Below are 26263 nucleotides of genomic sequence, written 5' to 3'. Positions count from 1 at the left end.
TATTAAAGGCGGAAAACGAGTTCAAACGGCGCGTCCGAATCGTATTAATAGCGAAATTCGCGCGCAAGAAGTTCGCTTAACAGGTCTGGAAGGCGAGCAGCTTGGTATTGTGAGTCTGAGAGAAGCTCTGGAAAAAGCTGAAGAAGCCGGAGTAGACTTAGTCGAAATCAGCCCTAACGCCGAGCCGCCGGTTTGTCGTATAATGGATTACGGCAAATTCCTCTATGAAAAGAGTAAGTCTTCTAAGGAACAGAAGAAAAAGCAAAAAGTTATCCAGGTGAAGGAAATTAAATTCCGTCCTGGGACAGATGAAGGCGACTATCAGGTAAAACTCCGCAGCCTGATTCGCTTTCTCGAAGAGGGCGATAAGGCCAAAATCACGCTGCGTTTCCGCGGTCGTGAAATGGCCCACCAGCAAATCGGTATGGAAGTGCTTAATCGCGTGAAAGACGATTTGCAAGAACTGGCAGTGGTCGAATCCTTCCCAACGAAGATCGAAGGCCGTCAGATGATCATGGTGCTTGCTCCTAAGAAGAAACAGTAAGGCCTTCAAGTAACAATTCTGTGAAGCCTTCGGGCTTCACAGGTTTTGTTCGCCTATGTTTCGTTTATTAACAATGCGAAGTGGAAGTTATTAAAATGCCAAAAATTAAGACCGTACGCGGTGCTGCTAAGCGCTTCAAAAAAACCGGTAAAGGTGGTTTTAAGCACAAGCACGCTAACCTGCGTCACATTCTGACCAAAAAAGCGACTAAACGTAAACGTCACCTGCGTCCGAAAGCCATGGTTTCTAAAGGCGATCTGGGCCTGGTTATCGCGTGCCTGCCGTACGCATAAGCCGTTAACGTTTTTAACTTTTTAATTAGAATAGATACAGGAGAGCACATATGGCTCGCGTAAAACGTGGTGTAATTGCACGCGCACGTCACAAGAAAATTTTGAAACAAGCCAAAGGCTACTACGGTGCGCGTTCTCGCGTATACCGCGTTGCCTTCCAGGCAGTTATCAAAGCTGGTCAGTATGCTTACCGTGACCGTCGTCAACGTAAGCGTCAGTTCCGTCAACTGTGGATTGCGCGTATCAACGCAGCAGCACGTCAGAACGGTATTTCTTACAGCAAATTCATCAACGGCCTGAAAAAAGCCTCTGTTGAAATCGACCGTAAGATCCTGGCTGATATCGCCGTATTCGACAAAGTCGCGTTCACCGCGCTGGTTGAAAAAGCGAAAGCAGCTCTGGCATAAGCCAGTGAAAAGAGGGAGCCTGGCTCCCTCTCTTTTATTTACTGTTCAGTGAGTTGACAATTGACCTGTAACCCTTTTCAATAAAGGATATTCGGTTTTACCACATAAGGTAACGCAAGCATGAACGCTGCTATTTTCCGTTTCTTTTTTTACTTTAGCACCTGATCCCAGGAGGCTAGCGCGTGAAAAACGAAACGAAAAACAGCGCAAAAAAGCCTCCTGATGGAGGCTTTTTTTGTATCTGAAATCGAGAGATTACGTCCAATGAACCGGTGTCTTCACCGACACAATGAGGAAAACCATGTCACATCTCGCAGAGCTGGTTGCCAATGCAGCGGCCGCCATTAACCAGGCGTCAGATGTTGCCGCGTTAGACAATGTACGCGTCGAATATTTGGGCAAGAAAGGGCATTTAACCCTTCAGATGACGACCCTACGCGATCTGCCGCCGGAAGAGCGTCCGGCAGCCGGGGCAGTCATTAACGCCGCGAAAGAGCAGGTACAACAGGCTCTTAACGCGCGTAAAGCCGAGCTGGAAAGCGCAGCGCTTAACGCCCGTCTGGCCGCTGAAACCATCGATATCTCCCTGCCGGGGCGCCGTATTGAGAACGGCGGTCTGCATCCGGTCACGCGTACCATTGACCGTATTGAAAGTTTCTTCGGCGAGCTTGGTTTTACCGTGGCGACTGGGCCGGAAATCGAAGATGACTACCATAACTTCGATGCGTTAAACATTCCGGGTCATCACCCGGCCCGCGCCGATCATGATACCTTCTGGTTTGACGCGACCCGTTTGCTGCGGACCCAGACGTCTGGCGTCCAGATCCGGACGATGAAAGCGCAGCAACCGCCGATCCGTATTATTGCGCCGGGCCGTGTATACCGTAATGACTACGACCAGACGCATACTCCGATGTTCCATCAGATGGAAGGTCTGATTGTTGATACCAACATCAGCTTCACCAACCTCAAAGGTACGCTGCACGACTTCCTGCGTAATTTCTTTGAGGAGGATCTGCAGATTCGCTTCCGTCCTTCTTATTTTCCGTTCACCGAACCTTCTGCGGAAGTGGATGTGATGGGGAAAAACGGCAAATGGCTGGAAGTGCTGGGCTGCGGGATGGTGCATCCGAATGTGCTGCGTAATGTCGGTATCGATCCGGAAATCTATTCTGGCTTCGCTTTTGGTATGGGAATGGAACGTCTGACCATGTTGCGTTACGGCGTCACCGACCTGCGTTCATTCTTCGAAAACGATCTGCGTTTCCTTAAACAGTTTAAATAAAGGCAGGATAAAACAATGAAATTCAGCGAACTGTGGTTACGCGAGTGGGTTAACCCGGCAATTGATAGCGATGCGTTGGCTAACCAGATTACGATGGCTGGCCTGGAAGTAGACGGCGTTGAGCCGGTCGCGGGAAGCTTCAATGGCGTTGTGGTTGGGGAAGTGGTTGAGTGCGCCCAGCATCCGAACGCTGACAAATTGCGTGTAACGAAAGTCAACGTCGGCGGAGAACGCCTGTTGGATATCGTCTGCGGCGCGCCAAACTGTCGTCAGGGGCTGAAAGTAGCGGTGGCCACCATTGGCGCCATCCTGCCGGGCGATTTCAAAATTAAAGCGGCGAAACTGCGCGGCGAACCGTCTGAAGGGATGCTGTGCTCCTTCTCCGAACTGGGGATTTCCGACGATCACAGCGGCATTATCGAACTGCCGGCGGATGCGCCGCTGGGTACCGATATCCGTGAATACCTGAAGCTTGACGACAATACCATCGAAATTAGCGTCACGCCGAACCGTGCGGATTGCTTAGGTATCATCGGCGTTGCGCGTGATGTGGCGGTACTGAACAAAGCGCCGCTCCAGGAGCCTGAAATGGCGCCGGTTACGGCAACTATCAGCGATACGCTGCCGATTACAGTAGAGGCCGCTGATGCGTGTCCACGCTATCTGGGCCGGGTGGTAAAAGGCATCAATGTTAACGCGCCGACGCCGCTGTGGATGAAAGAGAAACTGCGTCGCTGTGGTATTCGCTCCATCGATGCGGTGGTTGACGTCACGAACTATGTGCTGCTCGAACTGGGTCAGCCAATGCATGCTTTCGATAAAGATCGCATTGATGGCGGTATTGTCGTGCGGATGGCAAAAGAGGGTGAAACCGTCGTCCTGCTGGACGGTAGCGAAGCGACGTTAAATGCGGACACGCTGGTGATCGCCGATCACCATAAGGCGCTGGGGATAGCCGGTATTTTTGGCGGCGAACATTCCGGAGTGAATGGCGAAACGCAAAATGTGCTGCTGGAGTGTGCGTACTTTAATCCGCTGTCTATCACCGGTCGCGCTCGTCGCCACGGTCTGCATACCGATGCGTCTCACCGCTACGAGCGCGGGGTGGACCCGGCGCTGCAATATAAAGCGATAGAGCGCGCTACTCGTCTGCTTCTTGATATCTGTGGCGGTGATGCGGGTCCGATAATTGATGTGAGCAACGAAGCAACGTTGCCGAAACGCGCCACCATTACGCTGCGTCGCAGTAAACTGGATCGCCTGATCGGGCATCATATTGCGGATGAGCAGGTCAGTGATATTCTGCGTCGTCTGGGCTGTGAAGTGACCGAAGGGCAGGACGAGTGGAAAGCCGTGGCGCCGACCTGGCGTTTCGATATGGAGATTGAAGAAGATCTGGTGGAAGAGGTGGCCCGCGTTTACGGCTATAACAATATTCCGGACGAGCCAATCCAGGCCGGTTTAATCATGGGGACGCACCGTGAAGCCGATCTGTCGTTGAAGCGGGTTAAAACCATGCTTAACGACAAAGGCTATCAGGAAGTGATTACCTATAGCTTTGTCGATCCTAAAGTACAACAGCTCATCCATCCAGGCGCAGAAGCGCTGCTGCTGCCAAACCCTATCTCTGTTGAGATGTCGGCGATGCGTCTGTCTCTGTGGAGCGGATTGTTGGCGACGGTGGTCTATAACCAAAACCGTCAGCAGAATCGCGTGCGTATTTTTGAAACCGGTTTACGTTTCGTTCCGGATACACAAGCCAATCTGGGTATTCGACAGGATCTGATGCTGGCTGGCGTGATTTGCGGTAACCGCTATGATGAGCACTGGAACCTGGCAAAAGAGACCGTTGATTTCTATGATTTGAAAGGCGATCTGGAAGCAGTATTGGATTTAACCGGCAAACTGGGTGATATCCAGTTTAAGGCGGAGATGAATCCGGCACTGCATCCGGGACAGTCTGCGGCGATTTATCTGAAAGATGAACGTATTGGTTTTATTGGGGTTGTTCACCCTGAACTGGAACGTAAACTGGATCTGAATGGTCGTACGCTGGTGTTTGAACTGGAATGGAATAAGCTCGCAGACCGTATCGTGCCGCAGGCGCGGGAGATTTCACGCTTCCCGGCCAACCGTCGCGATATTGCGGTTGTTGTTGCAGAAAACGTTCCCGCAGCGGATATTTTATCCGAATGTAAGAAAGTTGGCGTAAATCAGGTAGTTGGCGTAAACTTATTTGACGTGTACCGCGGTAAGGGTGTTGCGGAGGGTTATAAGAGCCTCGCTATCAGCCTGATCCTTCAGGATACCAACCGTACACTCGAAGAAGAGGAGATTGCCGCTACCGTCGCCAAATGTGTAGAGGCATTAAAAGAGCGATTCCAGGCATCATTGAGGGATTGAACCTATGGCGCTTACAAAAGCTGAAATGTCAGAATATCTGTTTGATAAGCTTGGGCTTAGCAAGCGGGATGCCAAAGAACTGGTTGAACTGTTTTTCGAAGAGATCCGTCGTGCTCTGGAAAACGGTGAGCAGGTGAAACTCTCTGGTTTTGGTAACTTCGATCTGCGTGATAAAAATCAACGTCCGGGGCGTAACCCGAAAACGGGTGAAGATATTCCTATTACAGCACGGCGCGTGGTGACCTTCAGACCCGGGCAGAAGTTAAAGAGCCGGGTCGAAAACGCTTCGCCCAAAGAAGAGTAATCAGATCCAGGCATAACATCCATCAGGGTGTATTGCGGCAGATACGCTGCCATCCCGAAAGTAGATCAGCGGGATGACAGCGTATCTGTCAGCCTGAAAGATGACCCGTATAACTAAAAAGGCCGCATTGCGGCCTTTTTTCTTTCAAGTAAAGGATACCCACCGTAAAATCACGCTACCTCTTTTCAGCTGAATGGATAACATGCTGACTTTTGCCCGCCAACAACAGCGACGAAACGTTCGCTGGCTTCTGAGCCTGTCACTGCTGGTGCTACTGGCTACACTTCTGAGCTTATGCGCAGGCGAACAGTGGATTGCCCCCGGTGACTGGTTAAGCGCCCGGGGGGAACTGTTTGTCTGGCAAATTCGCCTTCCCCGCACGCTTGCGGTATTGCTGGTTGGCGCTGCGCTGGCGCTATCTGGCGCCGTGATGCAGGCGCTGTTTGAAAATCCACTTGCTGAACCGGGCCTGCTCGGCGTTTCGAATGGGGCCGGTGTTGGGCTTATTGCCGCCGTCTTACTGGGGCAGGGGCAACTGCCAGGATGGGCGCTGGGGCTGTGCGCTATAGCCGGCGCGCTCATTATTACGTTAATCCTGCTGCGTTTTGCGCGTCGCCATCTCTCTACCAGCCGCTTGTTGTTGGCGGGCGTCGCGCTAGGCATTATCTGTAGCGCGCTGATGACGTGGGCTATCTATTTTTCCACCTCTTTCGATCTGCGGCAATTAATGTACTGGATGATGGGAGGATTTGGCGGCGTTGACTGGCAGCAGAGCTGGCTAATGATTGCGCTCATCCCGGTACTGATCTGGATATGTTGCCAGTCGCAACCGCTGAATATGCTGGCGCTAGGGGAAACCTCGGCGCGGCAGCTTGGCCTGCCGCTGTGGTTCTGGCGCAATTTGTTGGTCGTCGCCACCGGCTGGATGGTGGGCGTCAGCGTGGCGATGGCGGGGGCGATTGGTTTTATCGGTCTGGTTATTCCGCACATCCTGCGCTTATGTGGTTTAACCGATCACCGGGTTTTACTTCCCGGCTGCGCGCTGGCCGGGGCTATCGCCCTGCTATTGGCTGATGTGGTCGCCCGACTGGCGCTGGCGTCGGCTGAACTGCCTATCGGGGTGGTCACCGCCACATTGGGGGCGCCAGTGTTTATCTGGCTGCTACTCAAATCCGCGCGTTAGCGCATCGGTAAACAACTGCTTTCATCATTCGCAGTCTATGATTAAAGGCTAACGATGAAACCCGCTATTCTACCGACATCAGGGAGACACCATGCAAAACTCGCTTCTTAATACTCACGTTACGACGATTGATGGAGAGGTCACTACACTTGAAAAATACGCCGGAAAAGTGCTGCTCATTGTAAACGTCGCCTCCAGATGTGGCCTGACGCCGCAATATGAACAGTTGGAAAATATCCAGAAGGCGTGGGCAGATCAGGGGTTTGTCGTGTTGGGTTTTCCCTGCAACCAGTTTATGGGGCAGGAGCCAGGCAGCGAAGAGGAGATTAAAACCTATTGTGCCAGCACCTGGGGCGTCACGTTCCCGATGTTCAGTAAAATTGATGTGAATGGCGACGCGCGCCATCCGCTGTATCAAAAACTGATAGCCGCTGCGCCAACGGCAGTCGCGCCGGAGAAGAGCGGCTTTTACGAACGGATGGTAAGCAAAGGGCGTACGCCACTCTATCCGGATGATATTCTGTGGAATTTTGAAAAATTTTTGGTAGGCCGGGATGGTCAGGTGGTACAGCGTTTTTCGCCGGATATGACGCCTGAAGATCCTATTGTGATGGAAAGCATAAAAATCGCGTTGGCAAAATAATGTCTCAATTGATGCAATTAAAGGATGTCGCCGAGAGCACCCGCCTGGGGCCGCTTTCCGGCGAAGTAAGCGCAGGAGAGATCCTTCATCTTGTCGGGCCGAACGGCGCCGGGAAAAGCACGCTACTGGCGCGTATGGCGGGGTTAACCTCCGGCGAGGGGAGCATCAGGTTTGGCGGAGCGCCGCTGGAGGCATGGGCGACGGCAACGCTTGCCCAACACCGCGCTTATCTTGCGCAACAGCAAAATCCGCCGTTCGCCATGCCGGTCTGGCATTACCTGACATTGCATCAACCTGATAAAACGCGAACCGGGCAGCTTAACGAGGTGGCCGATATGCTTGGATTGGGCGACAAACTGGGGCGAAGCGTGAATCAGCTTTCCGGTGGCGAGTGGCAGCGTGTTCGCCTTGCTGCCGTTGTACTACAAATTCATCCCGACGCTAATCCGGTCGGTCAATTATTGCTGCTTGATGAGCCGATGAACAGTCTCGATGTTGCGCAACAAAACGCTCTGGATCGGGTATTACATCATTTATGTCAGGCAGGAATTGCGATTGTGATGAGTAGCCACGATCTGAACCACACGCTGCGCCATGCGCATAAAGCCTGGTTACTAAAGCGCGGTAAACTCATTGCCTGCGGCCGCCGGGAAGAGGTGCTCACCCCCTCTTATCTGGCGCAAGCCTACGGTCTGCGCTTTCGACGACTCGACGTCGAGGGGCATCCAATGCTCATTTCGGCCACTTAAGTAAAATCGTTTCTTGAAAAGCAGGTAATTTCGACGCTAAATTAATACCAAAATAAAAACAGAGGATTGTTGCGGCATGCGTTTTTGGCTTCTTGTTATCACAGCATTGTTCCTGGCAGGATGCAGTACTCATCGGGCACCGGCGCCAAATGCCAGATTATCAGACTCCATTACCGTCATTGCGGGTCTGAACGATCAGTTGCAGTCCTGGCGCGGTACGCCATACCGTTACGGCGGCATGAGTCGCAGAGGCGTGGACTGTTCCGGCTTTGTGGTAGTCACTATGCGCGACAAGTTTGATTTGCAGTTGCCTCGTGATACGCGTGAACAATCAAAAATCGGCACCAGAATCGATAAAGATGAATTGCTGCCCGGAGATTTGGTTTTCTTTAAAACCGGTTCGGGCGAAAGTGGTTTACATGTTGGTATTTACGATACAAATAATGAGTTTATTCATGCCTCTACCAGTCGTGGCGTGATGCGTTCATCGCTGGATAATGTGTACTGGCGAAAAAACTTCTGGCAGGCACGGCGAATTTAACCTCGCAGACGATATAAATTTTATAGTCTATTTTTAACATATCGCCGGTTGAACTTATGACATCTGTTGTCATCATATATAATGATATAACCGTAGCATTTACAAACGTACTTTTATTAAAAACGGGCGTGTTCACGCCCTGTTAAAAGTACAAGATTGAATATTGGTTTATAATCAGAGTAAGTTAAAAAAAGGAACCGGTTTACCGGTAAACAAGAAAAATGATGACGCTTCAATTAGTATCTGAAGTTACGTCTGTTTCCGTCCGTAGTGACTGGATGGCGAATAGCGCCCTAACCATGGGACTGGCGTAATGATTGCTTCACTTGATGAGCTTTACCATTCCGAACTCTTTTTCCTTCCCGTCATGGATGAAAACGCTCGGCTTGTTGGTTTGGAGATTATTGCAACGTTTGCCTCTGAAGACGGCGCCGTGCGGATGCCGACTGAGTTGGTAGCGCCTCGCCTTTCGGTGGAGGAACAATACTGTCTGTTTGTTGAAAAACTGGCGTTGTTAGAAACCTGTCAGCACTTTTTTATTCAGCATAAACTTATTGCATGGCTTAATTTACCGCCTGCAATTAGTGACTTATTATTATTAGATAGCGAACTTTTTTCCCGGGCAGCGCGCTTTCCGTTTCTTGAATTAGCTATAAATGAGAATTATCCTGGATTAAACCAGGGCAAAAACAATGAAACGTTAGCTAATCTGGCAATGCATTTCCCATTAATGCTGGCAAATTTTGGGGCAGGCGAGGCGTCGACTAAAGCTATTTTCGATGGGCTTTTCAAACGAGTCATGTTGGATAAAAATTTTATTCAGCAGCGAGCTGAAATGATCTCATTCGAACCATTCATGCACGCTATCGTTGCCCAGATCTCCTCCAGCTGCGAGTCGCTGATGATTGCCGGTATTGATACTGAGGCGATGTTTGCGCGCGCAGCGCCATTGGGGTTTAGCGCATTCCAGGGCGGACTATGGCCTCCGGTGCCAGTAAGCCAGCTCATTAAACTCGTTCAGCGATAACCTTTCTGTTTGCCGGTGTTTAACCGGTGATTAACCGTCTACACTGAAGACAGGAGGCCCTATGACCCTGTCTTTTACTGCCCGTTGGCGCGATGAACTGCCAGCAACGTATACCGCGCTTTTACCCACACCGTTAAAAAATGCGCGACTGATTTGGTATAACGACAAACTGGCGCAGCAGTTAGCCATTCCCGCTTCGTTATTTGACGCTACCAATGGCGCTGGCGTTTGGGGCGGCGAAACCTTATTACCCGGTATGTCGCCTGTCGCGCAGGTATATAGCGGGCATCAGTTCGGCGTCTGGGCGGGACAGCTCGGCGACGGACGCGGTATTTTGCTGGGTGAACAGCTCCTGGCGGATGGCTCGACCCTCGACTGGCATCTGAAAGGCGCCGGATTAACACCCTATTCGCGAATGGGAGATGGACGCGCCGTCCTGCGTTCAACCATACGAGAAAGTCTTGCCAGCGAAGCCATGCATTATCTGGGTATTCCCACGACGCGCGCGTTATCTATCGTAGCCAGCGATACGCCGGTTCAGCGAGAGACGCAGGAAACGGGCGCGATGTTAATGCGTCTGGCGCAAAGTCATATGCGTTTTGGTCATTTCGAACATTTCTACTACCGCCGTGAGCCGGAAAAAGTTCAGCAACTGGCTGATTTCGCTATTCGTCATTACTGGCCGCAATGGCAGGATGTCCCGGAAAAATATGCTTTGTGGTTTGAAGAGGTGGCGGCGCGTACCGGAAGACTCATCGCCGAGTGGCAAACCGTCGGTTTTTCGCACGGCGTTATGAATACGGATAACATGTCGATTCTGGGGCTGACCATCGACTATGGTCCCTTTGGTTTTCTCGATGACTACGATCCCGGCTTCATTGGTAACCATTCCGATCATCAGGGACGTTACCGCTTCGATAATCAACCGTCGGTGGCGCTGTGGAATTTACAACGTCTGGCGCAGACGTTAACCCCTTTTATTGAGATCGACGCGTTAAACAGAGCGCTGGATCGCTACCAGGACGCGTTGTTAACGCACTATGGGCAGCGAATGCGCCAGAAGCTGGGCTTCTTTACCGAGCAAAAAGACGATAACGCTTTACTGAATGAATTGTTTAGTCTGATGGCGCGCGAAGGGAGTGACTATACCCGTACATTTCGGATGTTAAGCCATACGGAGCAACAGAGCGCTTCCTCGCCGTTGCGGGATACGTTTATCGATCGCGCGGCGTTCGATGCCTGGTTCGACCGCTACCGGGCGCGATTGCGCACAGAGGCGGTTGATGACGCGCTGCGCCAGCAGCAGATGCAACGCGTGAATCCTGCGGTTGTGTTGCGCAACTGGCTGGCGCAACGCGCGATAGATGCGGCTGAACAAGGAGACATGGCGGAACTGCATCGGTTGCATGAAGTTTTACGTCAACCTTTTACCGATCGAGATGATGACTATGCCAGCCGACCGCCGGAGTGGGGAAAGCGGCTGGAGGTCAGTTGTTCAAGTTAGCCTGATGCCAGCAGCATCGTCTGCTGGCGGGAGCGCTATTTGGTTAACAGTAGTTTACCGGCCTGAGTTTTGCGCAACAGATACTCCTGACCGTTGTGATCGATAATGACTTTGCCGTCCGGACCTAATAGCGCCTGACTGTTGACGCGCCGTTCAGCGGCAGGGAGAAGCGTTTCATTGTCCATTTCCTTAGGGTGAGGCAGCTCGGTGTTATCCATACGCGACATGTTATTTATTAATAATCAAACTCACAATGATTATTATTATCAATAATTAATGCGATAACAGCAAGTGCTAATTCTGTGGAGTGATATACGCGCGGGGAGAGAAAAGGGCGGGTAACGCATCGAAGAAACGCCCATCCCGGCAGGATGGGCGAGCTATTAAAAGCGGCTATCTACCGCCGCGGCCAGTTTTTCCAACAGAACTTCCGTATCTTCCCAGTTCAGGCAGGGATCGGTAATGGACTGACCATAGATTAATGGTTGACCGCTGATAATTTTTTGCGTGCCTTCCCGTAAAAAACTCTCGGCCATAATCCCGGCAATTGCCGTGGAGCCATTACGAATCTGCTGGCAAATATCATCACATACCTCCAACTGGCGGCGATGCTGTTTTTGACAGTTGCCGTGGCTGAAGTCGACGACCAGATGTTCCGGCAGATCAAATTCATGCAACGTGTCGCAGGCGGCGGCAATATCTTCAGCGTGGTAGTTCGGTTTTTTACCGCCGCGCATGATGATGTGCCCATACGGGTTGCCACTCGTCTGGTAGATAGTCATCTGTCCGTCTTTATCCGGCGAGAGAAACATATGGCTGGCGCGGGAGGCGCGAATAGCGTCAACGGCAATGCGAGTATTGCCATCCGTACCATTTTTAAAGCCGACCGGACAAGATAGCGCGGAAGCCATTTCCCGATGGATTTGGCTTTCGGTGGTACGCGCGCCAATCGCTCCCCAACTGATCAGATCGGCAATAAACTGGCCGGTGACCATATCAAGAAACTCTGTGGCGGTCGGTACTCCCAGTTCGTTCACCTGCAATAGCAAGCGACGCGCCAGTTCAAGCCCATAATTGACGCGGTAACTTCCATTCAAGTCAGGATCGGAAATCAGGCCTTTCCATCCCACGACGGTGCGCGGTTTTTCAAAATAGGTGCGCATGACGATTTCCAGACGCGCCTGATGCTTTTGGCGTTGTGCCTGGAGCTGCGTCGCGTATTCCATGGCAGCATTCAGATCGTGAATCGAACAGGGGCCAATGACGACCAGTAGCCGTGGATCTTCACCATTTAAAATCTTTTCTATCCGGCGTCGGGAGTCGGTAACATGACTGGCGACGGAGGACGATACAGGATACCGCTGCGCGAGTTCGGTCGGTGTTACCAGGCTGTCGATACGCGCAGTACGGAGTTCGTCGGTTCTGTTCATTACAAGTCTCAGAAATTTGTTGCTTCAACGGCAGGACTACCGGGAAGTGATGGGCATCACGATAAACCAATCCCTGCTGATTTCAAGTGCGAGGCGTGTCACACCTCGCAGGCAGAACGGCATGATAACAAAAACCAACCCATTAAACTAGTTTGCTAGTACATCCTGCGGTTAAGCCCCATAATGTCGAGAATCTTGGTGGCTATCTCTTCAACGGAATAATTGGTGCTGTTCAGGCAGGGGATCTGATTCTTACGATACAGCGCTTCGACCTCCGCCACTTCCATGCGGCACTGACGCAACGAGGCATAGCGACTGTTTTCACGGCGTTCTTCGCGAATTGCCGCCAGGCGTTCAGGGTCAATTGTCAGGCCGAACAGTTTATGTTGTAGCGGTTTTAACGATGTGGGCAGCGTCAAATTATCCATATCATCGGCGATGAAAGGGTAGTTAGCCGCACGAATACCGAATTGCATCGCCAGATAGAGGCTGGTGGGCGTTTTTCCACAGCGCGAAACGCCAAGTAAAATGACCTGAGCCTGATCGAGGTTGCGCAATGAAATGCCATCATCATGCGCCAGGGTATAATCAATAGCGGCAATACGGGCGTCATACTTGTTCAGGTTACCCGGATTAAGCCCATGAGTACGATGAGCGATCGGCGTCGGATCCAGTTTCATCTCCTGCTGAAGCGGCGCCACCAGCGCCTGGACGATATCCTGGCAGAAACCTTCGCTCTGTAAGATGATGGCGCGAATTTCAGGTAAAACAATCGAGTAAAATACCAGCGGGCGAACGCCGGTTTGCTGATAAATGGCGTCAATTTGGTCTTTGACGGCGCGGGCGCGACTTTCGTTCTCCACGAATGGCAGCGTGATGCTGCTGATCGTCACCGGAAACTGCGACATAACCGCGTGACCCAGGACCTCGGCGGTGATGGCGGTACCATCAGAAATATAGAAAACATGGCGATCAACAACATTATCCATTCTGTTCATCCTGAAGAGTAAACATAATTATCTGAAAGCATAAATTAAAAGTAACGGGAAACGTATAACTTGTCGCTTATTTTATAAAATGACAGGCGCTTTTTATAATTAATGAAAAGCATGTTTCATTTCCTGGAAACGCAGTTTATACCGTGGGTGATTAAGGGAATGCCGTGCTATGCGCGGGTTTGCGCAACTACGTAAACAATCTGAAAAAATGAAAAAATAAATTTGCTTGAACGATTCACCGTTTTTTTCGCGGGTTTAAGTATGCCAGGATAAATACGCAACTATGTGTTTCTTAAACTCGTTCATTTATCACAAAAGGATTGTTCGATGTCCAACAATGGCTCGTCACCGCTGGTGCTTTGGTATAACCAACTCGGCATGAATGATGTAGACAGAGTTGGGGGCAAAAATGCCTCCCTGGGTGAAATGATTACTAACCTTTCCGGCATGGGCGTATCCGTTCCGAATGGTTTTGCAACCACTGCCGATGCGTTTAACCAGTTTTTGGATCAAAGCGGCGTAAACCAGCGCATTTATGAGCTGCTGGATAAGACAGATATTGATGATGTCTCCCAGCTGGCGAAAGCGGGCGCGCAGATCCGCCAGTGGATTATCGACACTCCTTTCCAGCCGGCGCTGGAAAACGCCATCCGCGATGCCTATGCGCAGCTTTCGTCGGATGATGAAAATGCCTCTTTTGCCGTGCGTTCCTCCGCCACGGCGGAAGATATGCCAGATGCTTCGTTTGCGGGTCAACAGGAAACGTTTCTTAACGTTCAGGGCTTCGACGCGGTACTGGTGGCAGTGAAACACGTATTTGCTTCTCTGTTTAACGATCGCGCCATCTCTTATCGCGTTCACCAGGGATATGATCATCGCGGCGTAGCGCTTTCCGCTGGCGTGCAGCGGATGGTTCGCTCCGATCTCGCCTCGTCAGGGGTGATGTTCTCTATCGATACCGAATCCGGCTTTGACCAGGTGGTCTTTATCACCTCGGCATGGGGACTGGGTGAAATGGTGGTGCAGGGCGCGGTTAACCCGGATGAATTTTATGTCCATAAGCCAACCCTGGCGGCAGGCCGTCCGGCCATCGTACGCCGCACCATGGGGTCGAAAAAAATCCGCATGGTTTACGCCGCCACCCAGGAGCACGGCAAGCAAGTGAAGATTGAAGATGTGCCGCAGGAACAGCGCGACATTTTCTCGCTCACCAACGAAGAAGTGCAGGAACTGGCGAAACAAGCGGTGCAGATTGAGCGGCACTATGGTCGTCCGATGGATATCGAATGGGCGAAAGACGGTCATACCGGTAAGCTCTTTATTGTGCAGGCACGTCCGGAAACCGTGCGCTCCCGTGGCCAGGTGATGGAGCGTTATACGCTACATGCGCAGGGGAAAATCATTGCCGAAGGTCGCGCCATTGGTCATCGTATCGGCGCAGGTACGGTAAAAGTTATTCACGATATCGGCGAAATGAACCGTATTGAGCCTGGCGATGTGCTTGTCACCGATATGACCGACCCGGACTGGGAACCGATCATGAAAAAAGCGGCGGCGATTGTCACTAACCGTGGCGGGCGCACCTGTCACGCGGCGATTATCGCCCGCGAATTGGGCATTCCGGCGGTAGTCGGCTGCGGCGACGCCACCGAACGCATGAAAGATGGCGAGAAAGTAACCGTCTCCTGTGCGGAAGGTGATACCGGTTATGTGTATGCCGACATGCTGGATTTCAGCGTAAAAAGCTCCAGCGTAGATACCATGCCAGAGCTACCGCTGAAGGTCATGATGAACGTCGGCAACCCGGACAGAGCATTTGACTTTGCCTGCCTGCCGAATGAAGGTGTAGGTCTGGCGCGACTGGAATTCATCATTAACCGTATGATTGGCGTTCACCCGCGCGCGCTGCTGGAGTTTGACGACCAGGATGCCGCGCTGCAAAACGACATTCGTGAGATGATGAAAGGGTTTGACTCGCCGCGTGAATTTTACGTTGGTCGACTGACGGAAGGGATCGCGACGTTAGGCGCCGCCTTCTACCCGAAACGCGTCATCGTTCGCCTGTCTGACTTTAAGTCCAACGAATACGCCAACCTGGTCGGCGGCGAACGCTATGAGCCGCATGAAGAAAACCCGATGCTGGGCTTCCGCGGCGCGGGTCGTTACGTCGCAGAAAGTTTCCGCGATTGTTTTGCGCTGGAATGCGAAGCGGTGAAACGCGTGCGCAACGATATGGGCCTTACCAACGTCGAAATCATGATCCCGTTCGTGCGGACGGTCGACCAGGCGAAAGCGGTCATCGAAGAGCTGGCGCGCCAGGGGCTTAAACGCGGCGAGAACGGGCTGAAGATCATCATGATGTGCGAGATCCCGTCCAATGCCTTGCTGGCTGAACAGTTCCTCGAGTATTTTGATGGCTTCTCGATTGGTTCTAACGACATGACGCAGCTGGCGCTGGGGCTGGATCGCGATTCCGGCGTGGTGTCTGAACTGTTTGACGAGCGTAACGACGCGGTGAAAGCGCTGCTGTCGATGGCGATCCGCGCGGCGAAAAAACAGGGCAAATATGTTGGAATTTGTGGTCAGGGTCCGTCCGACCATGAAGACTTTGCCGCCTGGCTGATGGAAGAGGGGATCGACAGCCTGTCGCTGAACCCGGACACCGTGGTTCAGACCTGGCTGAGTCTGGCGGAACTGAAGAAGTAGTGTAATACCGGATGGCGGCGTTAACGTCGCCATCCGGCAATTTATACCGCAGTGTGCTCCTGGCGCAGCCGCTCAATAATATCCTGCCGCAACAGAAACTTCTGCACTTTGCCAGAGGCGGTTCTGGGCAGTTTTTCTACGATGACGATCCGTTCCGGATATTTATACTTCGCTACCCGTTTTCGACTGAAAAAAGCGATCACCTCTTCCAGCGTCAGCGAAAGGTGCGGCGGTTTTAAGACTACATACGCGCATGAACGTTCGCCTAAGCGTTCATCAGGCATAGCAACGACGCAAGCATCGTGTATGCGGGGGTGTTGCAATAAAATATCCTCCACCTCGCGACTGCTGATATTTTCACCTCCACGTATAATAATATCCTTTTTGCGCCCGGTAATTTTGATATAACCGTCTTCATCCATGCGGCAGAGGTCGCCGCTGTAATACCAGCCCTCATTATCCAGTGCGCGGGCGGTAAGTTCCGGCTCGTCCAGGTATCCCATAAAAACGTTTGGCCCGCGCGAGGCTTCTTCGCCTTCGTGGCCTGCTGGAAGCGTATTGCGATCTTCATCCACGATTTTAATTTCTACACCGGTGGCGGCATAACCATCGGTGTTCATCATGCGTGAAGTCGAATCACCCAGATTAACCATCGAGTGTGGAGAACTTTCTGTAGAACCGTAAATACTCAATAATTTGATACCGCGCTGCTGGCAGTCGCGGGCAACCTTTTTGGGAATAGTCGTGCCGCCGCATAAGAAGAATCGCAGTGAGGAGAGGTCGGCAGGCTGTTGCTCAACGGCACAAAGCAGATCGTAAATAAACGGCGTCGCGCCTGACATACAGGTACAGCGTTGCTGCGCTAATAAGGTAAGGCAGGCTTCTGGGGTAAAGATGTCCAGCAATACGCTACGCGCCCCGATTAAAAAGGGCGCGGTGACGCCGTGTAAAAATCCGGTGGCGTGGCCCAGTGGCGCAGGCATCAGGAACACATCTTGCCAGGTTAAATTCAACCGCGCGCAATACGCCCGTTCGCTGGCAAGAATATTATTGTGGGTCAACATCACCCCTTTCGGCATTCCTTCTGTGCCGGAGGTAAACAGCACTGCCGCCAGTTCATCACCGTGAATGTTAATGTCTGACTGCAACGGTTCGCTGCGGTCGATGATTTGACTAAGCGCAAGCGCTGTGGTGGCAGGCGCCAGTTTATCCACGCCGACAATATGCGTCAGATGGCGCAGTTGATTTTGTAGCGGAAGGATAAGATCGACCGGACGATTCTGTTTGAATACGGTGGGGGCGAAGAATATTTTAGCCTGACATTTGTTCAGCACCCAAACCAGCTCTGCTTCTCGCCAGGCGGGAAGTAGCGGGACAGATACCGCGCCCGTTTTCAGGCAGGCCAGATAAATGAGGGTAAACTCACACCAGCCCGGAAGCTGAAAGGCCACGCGATCGCCCGGTTGAATCCCCTGAGACAGTAACCAGTTTGCCAGGCGGCTTGCCGCGCAGTCGAGTGCGGCGTAGGTCCAGGACGCGCCATGATTATCGACCACGGCGATTTTATCGGGTACGGCACGTGCGGTTTGCCGCCAGTAGTCGCCCAGTGAAGCATCGCCCCAGTAGCCGGACTCGCGATAGGTTTTCCGCCTTGCGGCGTCAAACGTTAATGTAACACTCATTGACTTGTTCTCTATTAATACAAATGACGTAATCTCCGGGGGCAAGCCGAATAAGACGCCGTAGCGTCGTTATCCGGTGTTTCAGAGCGTCAGCCGTAGCGAAACTCAACGCCGAACGTTCCCGCCGGGTATTCCCATTTTTCGAGAAGAGTATTGCCGCAGAGAACCCTGCAGGTCCCGCATTCCAGGCAGCCCGCGGAGTCAAAATGAATATTTCCCGCATCGTCCAGCTTATAGAGTCCGGCAGGGCAGGCTTTTATTAATTTATTAAACTCCTGCATGTCAGGCGAGGAGCGCAAAATGATATGTGGGTGTCCTTCATCTACGTAAAATTTATTTACGCCCAATTTGACGTCAACATTCACCTTATTGTCCGAACTCATAATGCCGTAGCCCCTTTTATGCCGTCTTTTAATAGATTCACCAGTCCAATTTTTTTCGCATGTGACAGGATAGTTTTACGCAACGGTGGGACTGGACCGCCATCAACGGTGAACAGATCGCCCACAATGTTTGCCGCCATTCGCGGGTACTCGGTAAAAAGCCGTGGGTTTTCCATTAATCCGGGGAGTTTGCGGAAATGCCGCATATCGCGTAACACGCCGTTTTTCTCCAGCGCGCGTTTGTAACCGGCAAGACTCGCGGCGGAAAAATCTTGCCGCGCTTTAGCGTCAATGGCGGTTTGAGCGGCCGCTTGCGCGGACGCGATGGCTAAATCCATGCCGCGGACGGTATAACCGAGATTCAGGCAAAGACCGGCGGCGTCGCCGACAATCATCACGCCGTCATTTGCCAGCTCCGGCATCATTGCTATGCCGCCTTCGGGCACCATATGAGCGGAGTATTCAAGCAGCGTTCCCCCCTGAATCAAAGGGCGTATTGCCGGATGCTGTTTAAAATCTTCCAGCATTTGCGGTACGCTTTTGGTCGCGTGAGCAATGTCGCCCAGGCCACATACCAGCCCCAGAGAAACCGAATCGCGGTTGGTATAAAGAAACCCGCCGCCCATGAGCCCGTTGGAGGGCGCGCCAGCGAATAACCAGGCGGCGCCTTCATGGGACGCCAGATTAAAGCGCTCTTCAATAAGTGCCGGAGAGAGCCCAATCAACTCTTTTACGCCGACGGCATAGTGATGCGCAGAAGAGACAGGCACCATGTCCAGCGAACGGCCCAGCATGGAATTCACGCCGTCCGCGAGAATCACAATATTCGCATCCAGAATATCATCCCCGGCCTGAACGCCAGTGACGCGATTGCCTTCACGTACCAGAGCGTCGACCCGTACACCTGGGATAAACTGCGCGCCAGCCTGCTCCGCCTGCGCCATTAGCCACGGGTCCAGTTTGTTGCGCAGTACGGTATATGACGTAAGGGGCGGAGTAGGGGGCGCGCGGTGAAAATCAAGTGTGACGGCGCTTTCTTCGGTTAAAAAGGAGATTTTTTCACGGGTAACGACACGTTCGATGGGGGCGGACGTTGCGAATCCCGGCATAATACTTTCGATACTGTGAGCGTAGAGCCGGCCACCGGTCATATTTTTGCTGCCCGCGCTGTTTCCGCGTTCAATAACCAGTACATCCAGTCCCGCTTTTGCCATCACATACGCGGCGACCGTTCCTGCTACGCCTGCGCCCACCACAATAGCGTCAAATTTATCATCCGACATGCTTTATGCTCCTTTCCCGCCGTATCGACGACGGGAGATGTGCGTTGAAAAAGGAATTAGCGGCTTAACTGGTCGATGAGGGCAGGAACAACCTTATAGATATCGCCCACCAGACCATAATCGGCATAATTGAAAATGGGCGCGTTTTTATCTTTGTTAATTGCGACAATAATTTTTGCGCCGTTTCCACCCACCATATGTTGAATTTGGCCGGAAATGCCCAGCGTCAGATAGAGATCGGATTTCAACAGAACGCCGGATACGCCAATATAACGCTCGCGTTCCATCCAGTTTTCACCTTCCGCAATGGGGCGGGAACAGCCCACTTCTGCGCCGAGGACGGTCGCCAGTTTATGCACCATATCCAGATCGCTTTGCGCCGCCAGGCCTCGTCCTACGCCGATGACCCGTTTGGCTTTGCTCAAATCGACGCTGCTTAACGATTTCGCGCGCCGCTGCTGGCACAATACCTCGTGGCGTGGGGCAATATATGCCAGCGTGGTCTGCGGGCAAGTATGACCGGGGAGAGGGGCGGCGGGTTCCAGCACGCCGGGTGCCAGTGTAATAATCGCCTGCGGGCTGTTTAATTTCTCTTTGCCGAAAGCAAGTCCGCCGTACATGCGATGCTCTGCGTGTAGCGTCCCGTCGAGGAGGTCAATAGACGTCGCGTCGTTCACCATCACGGAGTCAAGCTGGATGCTCAGCCGGGCGCCCAGCGCTTTACAGCGCTTGGTCGCCGCCATGAGCAGCAGCCCATTTTTGTCGCCTAATAACGAGGCCAGCGTTTCGGCATAGTTTTCCACGCGCTGCAAATCCGTATGCGATTCAAGAATGACTATCTCATCAGCGCCAAGCGCTTTCACGTAGTCGATCTCCGTGTTTCCTTGCACGATGGCGTAAACTTTTTCTCCCCACTGCCGCGCGCCGGTCATTAATTCGGCATAACGCTCTACGTTATCGCTAAATACCCATACGTTAGCTAAATGATTCATGATAATTTTTCTCCGTTGGGTTTAGTTCAGGGATTTTTTCAAATGGTCGGCCAGTGCGGTAATGGCTTCCGGCGAATCGTTATCGAGAATGATATGCTTGCGTTCTGTCTGCGGCGGTACCAAGATGGCGACCAGTTCCGCCATTGGCGTGGTTGGGGTCCAGTGGATATCGCTCGCCAGCCACGACGTAACGGCTTTTTTCCCGGCGCCGAGAATGGCTTTCATTGACGGGATGCGTGGAACGTTAATATCTGAGGTCACGCAAAGCACCGCGGGCAGCGTGAGCTCGATAATTTCAACTTCTTCTTCCAGTGTGCGTTCAACGATGATTTTGTCGCCGTCGCGTTGAATATGGCTTACTGCGTTGATGACGGGGAGTTTCAGGAGTTCGCCAGTCAGCAGGCCCACCTGTTGGGCATAAATATCGCCGGAGCCCTCTCCAAAGAGCAGCAGGTCAAAGCCGATTTTCTCCGCCGCGGATGCTAGCGCCAGCGCGGTTTCTTTGGGCAGGGCGTGCTCCAGCTGCGCATCCTGAACCATAAAAAGCGCATCTGGCCCGCGGGATAACACATCTTTGCGGACTTTTGAATTTTGTAACAGAGAGCCGCCGACGGTGAGCGCGGCGATCTCGTCGCCATCGCCAGCTAACTGCGCGGCGGCCTCAATTGCATTTAAATCAAACTGGCTGATTTTGGCCTCGGCACGATCAAAATTGAGCGAATGCTCCGGGGTCACGGTAATGTCCTGTTCTTCAGGCACCAACTTAAAGCAGGTTATTATTTTCATTGCATCTCCAGTGAGTCGCGTGCGGATAAGTAACGTAAATCTGACTGAAAATAGTCTGCGGCAGTCTGAAGAGGTTTTCGATGGGTCAATCTGTTTTCCTTGCCAACAATCTTGCACGAAAAATCTGCGAACAGAGAATCGTTAGCAACCATCTGAAAAGGGCGTCATAAAAATATAAATACGGTAGTGAGAATAATAAGTGCGAAGCATATCATCATTTTTTAACATGAAACGTGCGATGTTGTTTCTGTGAGGTTAAAAGAAAACATCAAAGATATGTCGGCTATGTATTTTTGTCTGATAATACGCTATCGACAGGTAATCTGAGCTGTCTGCAAAAGAACATAATATCTTGCATTCGGAACGAATAATCTTGTTTTGCTGGTAATCTCCACGGTTGTACAACACTGACGCTCGCTTTATTTTATCCTGGTTATCTTTTTAAACCTGACAGAGGTTATTATGTATCAGCGCTGTTTTGACTCCGCCGCGGAGACGATTTTTGAACAGGACAAGACCCCTCGATTTTCACGTTTTGTCATTAGCGATGATCCAAACTGGGAGTCTGGCCATCATATGCATGATAATGAAACAGAGCTTATTTACGTCAAAAAAGGGATAGCCAGGTTAATTATTGACTCTTCACTCTACGTCGCGCATGCGGACGATATTGTCGTCGTTGAGCGGGGGCGGCTACACGCTGTAGCATCCGACAGCAATTCGCCGGCTACCACCTATACCTGTGCGCTGTATGGGTTTTGTTTTCCAGGTTGGGAAGAAAACCAACTATTGCAGAGTCATTCCTGTCCGGTGGTTTCCGTGGTTCAGGGGAAAGAGGTCATTAAAAGTATCTTTAATGAATTAAGCGTGTTACTTCCGCAGGGGAAAAATGTATTGGCTTCCTCTGTATACGATGCATTTGCTTACACTCTGACCGCACTTTACTATGAAAATTTTAAAAACGCCTATCGTTCTGAACAAGGTTACATTAAAAAAGATGTATTAATTAAGGATGTACTTGTTTATCTCAATAATAATTATCGTGAGAAAATCACGCTTGACCAGTTATCGAAAAAATTTCGCGCCAGCGTCAGTTATATATGCCATGAATTTGCCAAAGAATATCATATATCCCCTATCAACTATGTTATTCAACGACGTATGACCGAGGCCAAGTTTGCGCTGACAAACACTGAGTCGCCACTGGCAGAAATTTCATGGCGGGTAGGATATGAAAATGTGGACCATTTTGCCAAATTGTTTATGCGGCATGTAGGATGTTCTCCCAACGATTATCGTAAGCAATTTAAAAATAGTCTGGTTGAGCAGGCGTATTTGCTGCCAAATACCTGACGGCGAAATATATCTGATTTATTCGGCCTGATGCCGTAAAGCAGTCAGGCCGAATAAGACGTTCCGGTACGATCCTTACTTGTTCTGATAGTCTTTCAGAATCTGGCGTCCTGCCACATAGATCATAATTTCATCCGTGCCGCCACCGATACGTTCGCAGCGAACATCGCGCCAGAAGCGGGAGACACGGGCTTCGTCAGTATAACCAAGCCCACCCATAATCTGAATCGCATCGTCAATCACTTCCATCGCTGTGCGTGCGCAGTACAGCTTAGCCAGCGCGGCGCTGGTACGCAGTGACTCTTCCCGATCGGCCTGCCAGGCGACTTTCAACACCATATTGCGCATGTTTTCGATTTTGATGGCCATTAACGCCAGCTTTTCCTGGATCATCTGGTTATGGCCGATGGGTTTACCAAAGGCGATACGCTGGTTGGCGTAACGGGCGGCATCTTCAAATGCGCATTCGGCGAAACCTGTACTGCGCGCCGCATTAATCAAACGCTCCATTTCAAAATTGTACATGACATTGAGGAAACCCATGCCTTCTTCACCGACCCGGTCGCTTTCGTCCACCTCGACATTATCGAGATAAACTTCGCATGTACTCAACATGTGCCAGCCAATTTTGTGCAGCGGATTAATCTTTATGCCCGGTTTATTTGAGTCCACCCACCAAAGCGTGAACGCTTTTTTAGGATCTTTTGGCTCCGTATCGCGCGCCAGAACCAGCATGTAAGGATATTCTTTTGCACCGGTGATAAACGTTTTCTGACCGTTAAGATAAACCTTGCCGTTTTTACGCGTCCAGGTTGTTGTGGCGCTATTATTATCAGATCCCGCGCCAGGTTCTGTTAAGGCTAGCGCATATGCTGGATCGCCGGTGGCCAGAGTACTTTCTGCTGTTTTACGCAGTTGTTCTGCGGAACCAAAACGGCGCATACTGTGAATGCATTGGCCGTTGGTAATCAAAAAGGCCGGAGCACCGCATTTTGAGATTTCCATCAGCGCCAGCATTTGCGTTACATAGTCAGCCGGAATGCCGCCGAATTCTTCCGGGACGCCCAGCATCGAAATACCGTTTTCCGCCAGCGCCTGCATAAATTCTTTGGGATAGGTGCCCGTTTGATCGCAGGTACGGAAATACTCTTCCGGAAAATTGCTGGTGATTAACTCGCGAATACTGGCCAGTAATAGTTCTTGTTCTTCAGTTAATGAAAAATCCATATTTGTACTCCTTTTAATGTGTTGCGTCAGGAAGCGTGAATCCCATAGTGCTATCGGTAAATAATCTTGTGTCCATCAGTTTTAAATCTGGTGAGATAACCGGTGAAAAATCCATCTTGTCAAGAATATCCCGTTGCAGATCGACGCCAGGCGCAATTTCAATTAAATGCAGGCCATCTTGTTTGAGAGTGAAAACCGCACGTTCAGTGATGTAACGCACATCTAACCCGCGCTCAAGCGCAATTTTTCCACTGAACGTAATTTCCGGCAGTTCGCAGACGAATTTTTTCACGCGACCTTCCTGCAGAATATTTAATTTGCCATCAGTAATTTCAGTTTTTAAACTTCCGGCCGTCAGAGTTCCGCAGAAAATAATTTTTTGCGACGTTGCGCTAATATCGATAAACCCGCCGGTGCCCATAATTTTGCCGTTGAATTTATGTACACCGACATTACCGTGTTGATCCACTTCGGCAAAACTTAAATAGCAGACATCGAGCCCACCGCCGTGATAAAAATCAAATTGTGAGGTCATATCGAGGATCGCGCGGGTATTGACATTGGCGCCGAAGGCCACGCCCTGAGAGGTAATACCGCCCACCGGGCCAGTTTCTACGGTCAGCACGAAGTCATCGGCGCAGCCTTCCTCGCGAGCGACCAGACCAATGCCGTCGGCAATGCCTACGCCCACATTGCCTACCGCGCCTTTACGCATTTCAAACAGCGCGCGTCGGGCTACCAGCTTGCGCTGATTAAGGGGCAGGGTAAGCTGGGTACTATCATCAAGAGTAAAATCCCCGGAGATAAATCGGTTCACCGACGCGCCGCCATAGAGTTGCGTCTGGTCGGCGTCGACAACCACAATATCCACCAGATAGCCGGGAATACGCACGGATTTTGGATGCAGCGTGGCTTTTTTTACCATTTTCTGCACCTGCATCATTACAATACCGCCATTATTGTGAACGGCCTGGGCGATCACCAGCGCATCAAGATACATCACCTCATCTTCAAATGATGCATAGCCTTCGCTGTCGCAGGTGGTGGCGCGGATAAAAGCCACATTAGGCGCTATCGCTTTATAATAGAGATATTCTTTATTATCGATCTCTACCAGCTTAATGAGATCTTCTTTAGTCACGTCGTTTAATTTTCCGCCCTGTTGGCGAGGGTCGACAAAGGTACCAATACCGATATCGCTCAGAATACCCGGCTGGTGTGCGGCGCTGGCGCGCAGCGTCTGGGTTAATACGCCTTGTGGGTAGTTATAGGCGGCGATTTTATTTTGTTCAGCCAGTTCAGAAATACGGGGAGATTGCCCCCAATGTCCGCATAGCGCCCATTTTACCAATCCCTCCTGCGCCAGCGGGCTGATGCCGCGATCGGCGCGGTCACCTAATCCGGTAGGGCTAATAATAGATAAATCTCGTGGTGACTGGGTTGTTTGATATTTATCTGCCAGTGCGGTAATTAATGTTGTCGCTTCGAGAATGCCGCCGCCTGCGCCCAGAATACATAAAGTGGCCTCGTCCGGGATATAATTTACTGCTTCTTGTGCAGAGAGCACGGGAACGCGGCCATTAATGCGTGATGGCTTATTGAGTTTCATATTTACTCCACTATTATCCCTGAAAGCAATATCGATATAACCGTGTTAAGGTAATAAAGACAGCGGCTTTCAATGAATATGGAACATATTCATGTCAGATAACTATTTATTTTTATTGTGGCAGAAAGAGAATATTCCGCCACACGATAAAGTATTACGCCTGGTGCAATATAGTTAATACGGTACGCAGATCGGCTACCGATATTTGTCCCGGCGCAGATGCTTTTTTCACCGCGCCAAACGTTGCTGCAGAACCGAACACTTCGCCGGCAAGACGAGATATTACCCCGGTTTTCGACATTGACATGGTAATAATCGGACGATCCGCATAGCGCTCCTGCATTTCTACAGTGGCGGTAAGTAAGGTCAGGACATCGGCTTTAGTCTGCGGCATGACGGCGATCTTCGGAATATCGGCGCCCAGTTCCTGCATTTTACGCAGACGCTGAACAATCTCTTCCGCTGCGGGCGTTTTATGAAAATCATGGTTAGACATGATCACCGCAACGTTGTGTTGATGAGCATAGCCGACGGTGGCTTTCACCTCATCGTCGCCGGTAAAAAGCTCAAGATCGATCATATCGACCAGACCGCTGTCAACCGCTGCACGATTCAGAGCGATATACTGTCCGGTGGTTAGCGCCTGTTCGCCGCCTTCTTTCGCGCTGCGGAAGGTAAATAGCAAGGGTTTATCGGTAATAATCTCCCGGATGGCACCGGCGGCCTCAAGTACGCTTTCCGCCGTTGTCACGTTGGCAAAATGGTCAACGCGCCACTCCAGAATATCGAAATCCGCTTCACGGTAGGCGAGTGCTTCCGATTTCACATCGGTAATGGTTTTTCCCATTAGCGACACAATGATCTTTGGCGCGCCTTCGCCAACCACGAGATCTCTTACAGTTACGGTTTTCATTTGGTACCCTTCATTGTC

The 26263-nt window shown here is 51.3% G+C and carries 26 protein-coding genes and 1 other annotated feature; of the genes, 15 read left to right on the top strand and 11 right to left on the bottom strand.

Annotated elements, in window-relative coordinates; all coding sequences use genetic code 11:
* Position 1 precedes the first annotated feature (1 nt).
* From infC to selO, 13 genes are all read left to right on the top strand, one after another.
* The gene (gene infC, locus ACLJPQ_RS00245; protein ID WP_001574431.1) at positions 2 to 544 is read left to right on the top strand and encodes a translation initiation factor IF-3; all 543 of its coding nucleotides are present in this window, start codon (positions 2 to 4) and stop codon (positions 542 to 544) included.
* Between the two features lie 95 nt (positions 545 to 639).
* Positions 640 to 837 (top strand): 50S ribosomal protein L35, encoded by a 198-nt coding sequence (gene rpmI / locus ACLJPQ_RS00240; RefSeq protein WP_001124225.1) that lies wholly within the window; start codon positions 640 to 642, stop codon positions 835 to 837.
* Between the two features lie 50 nt (positions 838 to 887).
* A complete protein-coding gene (gene rplT, locus ACLJPQ_RS00235) occupies positions 888 to 1244 on the top strand; it encodes a 50S ribosomal protein L20 (protein WP_000124850.1) in 357 nt (118 codons plus the stop codon).
* A 115-nt stretch (positions 1245 to 1359) separates the two neighbouring features.
* Positions 1360 to 1483: a sequence feature (Phe leader region), on the top strand.
* Positions 1365 to 1409: a pheST operon leader peptide PheM gene (pheM, locus tag ACLJPQ_RS00230; RefSeq protein WP_001386830.1), complete on the top strand. Its 45-nt coding sequence runs from the start codon at positions 1365 to 1367 to the stop codon at positions 1407 to 1409. Its footprint overlaps the feature before it by 45 nt.
* 62 nt (positions 1484 to 1545) lie before the next feature.
* Entirely contained in the window at positions 1546 to 2529 is a 984-nt protein-coding gene (pheS, locus tag ACLJPQ_RS00225) for a phenylalanine--tRNA ligase subunit alpha (protein ID WP_000018570.1), read from the top strand.
* 15 nt (positions 2530 to 2544) lie between these two features.
* A complete protein-coding gene (pheT, locus tag ACLJPQ_RS00220) occupies positions 2545 to 4932 on the top strand; it encodes a phenylalanine--tRNA ligase subunit beta (RefSeq protein ID WP_000672402.1) in 2388 nt (795 codons plus the stop codon).
* A gap of 4 nt (positions 4933 to 4936) precedes the next feature.
* Complete coding sequence (ihfA, locus tag ACLJPQ_RS00215) at positions 4937 to 5236, top strand: integration host factor subunit alpha (protein WP_001229266.1); 300 nt, start codon at positions 4937 to 4939, stop codon at positions 5234 to 5236.
* A 202-nt stretch (positions 5237 to 5438) separates the two neighbouring features.
* Positions 5439 to 6419: a vitamin B12 ABC transporter permease BtuC gene (gene btuC, locus ACLJPQ_RS00210; RefSeq protein ID WP_000954984.1), complete on the top strand. Its 981-nt coding sequence runs from the start codon at positions 5439 to 5441 to the stop codon at positions 6417 to 6419.
* Between the two features lie 91 nt (positions 6420 to 6510).
* Positions 6511 to 7062 (top strand): glutathione peroxidase, encoded by a 552-nt coding sequence (locus tag ACLJPQ_RS00205; RefSeq protein ID WP_001181565.1) that lies wholly within the window; start codon positions 6511 to 6513, stop codon positions 7060 to 7062.
* Positions 7062 to 7811, top strand: coding sequence for a vitamin B12 ABC transporter ATP-binding protein BtuD (gene btuD, locus ACLJPQ_RS00200; protein WP_000080607.1), 750 nt, complete (start codon positions 7062 to 7064; stop codon positions 7809 to 7811). Before ACLJPQ_RS00205 ends, btuD begins: the two co-directional genes overlap by 1 nt.
* Positions 7812 to 7887: 76 nt before the next feature.
* Positions 7888 to 8352, top strand: coding sequence for a C40 family peptidase (locus ACLJPQ_RS00195; RefSeq protein ID WP_001213256.1), 465 nt, complete (start codon positions 7888 to 7890; stop codon positions 8350 to 8352).
* Positions 8353 to 8665: 313 nt separating this feature from the next.
* The gene (gene ydiV, locus ACLJPQ_RS00190) at positions 8666 to 9379 is read left to right on the top strand and encodes an anti-FlhDC factor YdiV (protein ID WP_000562014.1); all 714 of its coding nucleotides are present in this window, start codon (positions 8666 to 8668) and stop codon (positions 9377 to 9379) included.
* Positions 9380 to 9440: 61 nt separating this feature from the next.
* Complete coding sequence (gene selO, locus ACLJPQ_RS00185) at positions 9441 to 10883, top strand: protein adenylyltransferase SelO (protein ID WP_000175683.1); 1443 nt, start codon at positions 9441 to 9443, stop codon at positions 10881 to 10883.
* 35 nt (positions 10884 to 10918) lie between these two features.
* Here the strand turns inward: selO and hemP are convergent, their stop codons facing one another.
* The 3 genes from hemP to ppsR form a co-directional block, all read right to left on the bottom strand.
* Positions 10919 to 11110: a hemin uptake protein HemP gene (gene hemP / locus ACLJPQ_RS00180; RefSeq protein WP_000089118.1), complete on the bottom strand. Its 192-nt coding sequence runs from the start codon at positions 11108 to 11110 to the stop codon at positions 10919 to 10921.
* A 156-nt stretch (positions 11111 to 11266) separates the two neighbouring features.
* Positions 11267 to 12313 (bottom strand): 3-deoxy-7-phosphoheptulonate synthase AroH, encoded by a 1047-nt coding sequence (aroH, locus tag ACLJPQ_RS00175; protein WP_001082196.1) that lies wholly within the window; start codon positions 12311 to 12313, stop codon positions 11267 to 11269.
* A gap of 155 nt (positions 12314 to 12468) precedes the next feature.
* On the bottom strand, positions 12469 to 13302 hold the full coding sequence (gene ppsR / locus ACLJPQ_RS00170; RefSeq protein WP_000370992.1) for a posphoenolpyruvate synthetase regulatory kinase/phosphorylase PpsR: 834 nt from the start codon (positions 13300 to 13302) through the stop codon (positions 12469 to 12471).
* Between the two features lie 336 nt (positions 13303 to 13638).
* On the opposite strand from ppsR, the gene ppsA reads away from it, so the two are divergent.
* Positions 13639 to 16017, top strand: a complete 2379-nt coding sequence (gene ppsA / locus ACLJPQ_RS00165) for a phosphoenolpyruvate synthase (protein ID WP_000069335.1) — start codon at positions 13639 to 13641, stop codon at positions 16015 to 16017.
* A gap of 41 nt (positions 16018 to 16058) precedes the next feature.
* Here the strand turns inward: ppsA and fadK are convergent, their stop codons facing one another.
* The 5 genes from fadK to ACLJPQ_RS00140 all read right to left on the bottom strand — a co-directional run bounded on the left by fadK (position 16059) and on the right by ACLJPQ_RS00140 (position 21143).
* Positions 16059 to 17699 (bottom strand): medium-chain fatty-acid--CoA ligase, encoded by a 1641-nt coding sequence (fadK, locus tag ACLJPQ_RS00160; protein ID WP_000117492.1) that lies wholly within the window; start codon positions 17697 to 17699, stop codon positions 16059 to 16061.
* A gap of 89 nt (positions 17700 to 17788) precedes the next feature.
* A complete protein-coding gene (locus tag ACLJPQ_RS00155) occupies positions 17789 to 18082 on the bottom strand; it encodes a ferredoxin family protein (RefSeq protein ID WP_000093362.1) in 294 nt (97 codons plus the stop codon).
* Entirely contained in the window at positions 18079 to 19365 is a 1287-nt protein-coding gene (locus ACLJPQ_RS00150) for an FAD-dependent oxidoreductase (protein ID WP_001278565.1), read from the bottom strand. Before ACLJPQ_RS00150 ends, ACLJPQ_RS00155 begins: the two co-directional genes overlap by 4 nt.
* A 56-nt stretch (positions 19366 to 19421) precedes the next feature.
* A complete protein-coding gene (locus ACLJPQ_RS00145) occupies positions 19422 to 20357 on the bottom strand; it encodes an electron transfer flavoprotein subunit alpha (protein WP_080184915.1) in 936 nt (311 codons plus the stop codon).
* Positions 20358 to 20378: 21 nt separating this feature from the next.
* Positions 20379 to 21143 (bottom strand): electron transfer flavoprotein, encoded by a 765-nt coding sequence (locus tag ACLJPQ_RS00140; protein WP_080184916.1) that lies wholly within the window; start codon positions 21141 to 21143, stop codon positions 20379 to 20381.
* Between the two features lie 462 nt (positions 21144 to 21605).
* Between ACLJPQ_RS00140 and ACLJPQ_RS00135 the strand changes: the two genes are divergently transcribed.
* Complete coding sequence (locus tag ACLJPQ_RS00135) at positions 21606 to 22496, top strand: AraC family transcriptional regulator (RefSeq protein WP_000284832.1); 891 nt, start codon at positions 21606 to 21608, stop codon at positions 22494 to 22496.
* Positions 22497 to 22571: 75 nt separating this feature from the next.
* On the opposite strand, the gene ACLJPQ_RS00130 is transcribed toward ACLJPQ_RS00135, so the two are convergent.
* From ACLJPQ_RS00130 to aroD, 3 genes are all read right to left on the bottom strand, one after another.
* A complete protein-coding gene (locus tag ACLJPQ_RS00130) occupies positions 22572 to 23723 on the bottom strand; it encodes an acyl-CoA dehydrogenase (protein ID WP_000347819.1) in 1152 nt (383 codons plus the stop codon).
* 13 nt (positions 23724 to 23736) lie between these two features.
* The gene (locus ACLJPQ_RS00125; protein WP_138010007.1) at positions 23737 to 25332 is read right to left on the bottom strand and encodes an acyl CoA:acetate/3-ketoacid CoA transferase; all 1596 of its coding nucleotides are present in this window, start codon (positions 25330 to 25332) and stop codon (positions 23737 to 23739) included.
* A 154-nt stretch (positions 25333 to 25486) separates the two neighbouring features.
* Entirely contained in the window at positions 25487 to 26245 is a 759-nt protein-coding gene (aroD, locus tag ACLJPQ_RS00120; RefSeq protein ID WP_000860224.1) for a type I 3-dehydroquinate dehydratase, read from the bottom strand.
* Positions 26246 to 26263 lie beyond the last annotated feature (18 nt).

The sequence above is a fragment of the Salmonella sp. SAL04213 genome, from assembly GCF_046550535.1.
Taxonomy (GTDB): domain Bacteria; phylum Pseudomonadota; class Gammaproteobacteria; order Enterobacterales; family Enterobacteriaceae; genus Salmonella; species Salmonella enterica.
The sequence above is the reverse complement of the archived record's forward strand: the minus strand, read 5'-3'. Positions and strand labels throughout refer to the sequence as shown.

Coding starts and splice junctions, on each gene's coding strand:
- rpmI (WP_001124225.1), top strand. CDS start 640: ATGCCAAAAATTAAGACCGTACGCGGTGCTGCTAAGCGCTTCAAAAAA.
- rplT (WP_000124850.1), top strand. CDS start 888: ATGGCTCGCGTAAAACGTGGTGTAATTGCACGCGCACGTCACAAGAAA.
- pheS (WP_000018570.1), top strand. CDS start 1,546: ATGTCACATCTCGCAGAGCTGGTTGCCAATGCAGCGGCCGCCATTAAC.
- pheT (WP_000672402.1), top strand. CDS start 2,545: ATGAAATTCAGCGAACTGTGGTTACGCGAGTGGGTTAACCCGGCAATT.
- ihfA (WP_001229266.1), top strand. CDS start 4,937: ATGGCGCTTACAAAAGCTGAAATGTCAGAATATCTGTTTGATAAGCTT.
- btuC (WP_000954984.1), top strand. CDS start 5,439: ATGCTGACTTTTGCCCGCCAACAACAGCGACGAAACGTTCGCTGGCTT.
- ACLJPQ_RS00205 (WP_001181565.1), top strand. CDS start 6,511: ATGCAAAACTCGCTTCTTAATACTCACGTTACGACGATTGATGGAGAG.
- btuD (WP_000080607.1), top strand. CDS start 7,062: ATGTCTCAATTGATGCAATTAAAGGATGTCGCCGAGAGCACCCGCCTG.
- ACLJPQ_RS00195 (WP_001213256.1), top strand. CDS start 7,888: ATGCGTTTTTGGCTTCTTGTTATCACAGCATTGTTCCTGGCAGGATGC.
- ydiV (WP_000562014.1), top strand. CDS start 8,666: ATGATTGCTTCACTTGATGAGCTTTACCATTCCGAACTCTTTTTCCTT.
- selO (WP_000175683.1), top strand. CDS start 9,441: ATGACCCTGTCTTTTACTGCCCGTTGGCGCGATGAACTGCCAGCAACG.
- hemP (WP_000089118.1), bottom strand. CDS start 11,110: ATGTCGCGTATGGATAACACCGAGCTGCCTCACCCTAAGGAAATGGAC.
- aroH (WP_001082196.1), bottom strand. CDS start 12,313: ATGAACAGAACCGACGAACTCCGTACTGCGCGTATCGACAGCCTGGTA.
- ppsR (WP_000370992.1), bottom strand. CDS start 13,302: ATGGATAATGTTGTTGATCGCCATGTTTTCTATATTTCTGATGGTACC.
- ppsA (WP_000069335.1), top strand. CDS start 13,639: ATGTCCAACAATGGCTCGTCACCGCTGGTGCTTTGGTATAACCAACTC.
- fadK (WP_000117492.1), bottom strand. CDS start 17,699: ATGAGTGTTACATTAACGTTTGACGCCGCAAGGCGGAAAACCTATCGC.
- ACLJPQ_RS00155 (WP_000093362.1), bottom strand. CDS start 18,082: ATGAGTTCGGACAATAAGGTGAATGTTGACGTCAAATTGGGCGTAAAT.
- ACLJPQ_RS00150 (WP_001278565.1), bottom strand. CDS start 19,365: ATGTCGGATGATAAATTTGACGCTATTGTGGTGGGCGCAGGCGTAGCA.
- ACLJPQ_RS00145 (WP_080184915.1), bottom strand. CDS start 20,357: ATGAATCATTTAGCTAACGTATGGGTATTTAGCGATAACGTAGAGCGT.
- ACLJPQ_RS00140 (WP_080184916.1), bottom strand. CDS start 21,143: ATGAAAATAATAACCTGCTTTAAGTTGGTGCCTGAAGAACAGGACATT.
- ACLJPQ_RS00135 (WP_000284832.1), top strand. CDS start 21,606: ATGTATCAGCGCTGTTTTGACTCCGCCGCGGAGACGATTTTTGAACAG.
- ACLJPQ_RS00130 (WP_000347819.1), bottom strand. CDS start 23,723: ATGGATTTTTCATTAACTGAAGAACAAGAACTATTACTGGCCAGTATT.
- ACLJPQ_RS00125 (WP_138010007.1), bottom strand. CDS start 25,332: ATGAAACTCAATAAGCCATCACGCATTAATGGCCGCGTTCCCGTGCTC.
- aroD (WP_000860224.1), bottom strand. CDS start 26,245: ATGAAAACCGTAACTGTAAGAGATCTCGTGGTTGGCGAAGGCGCGCCA.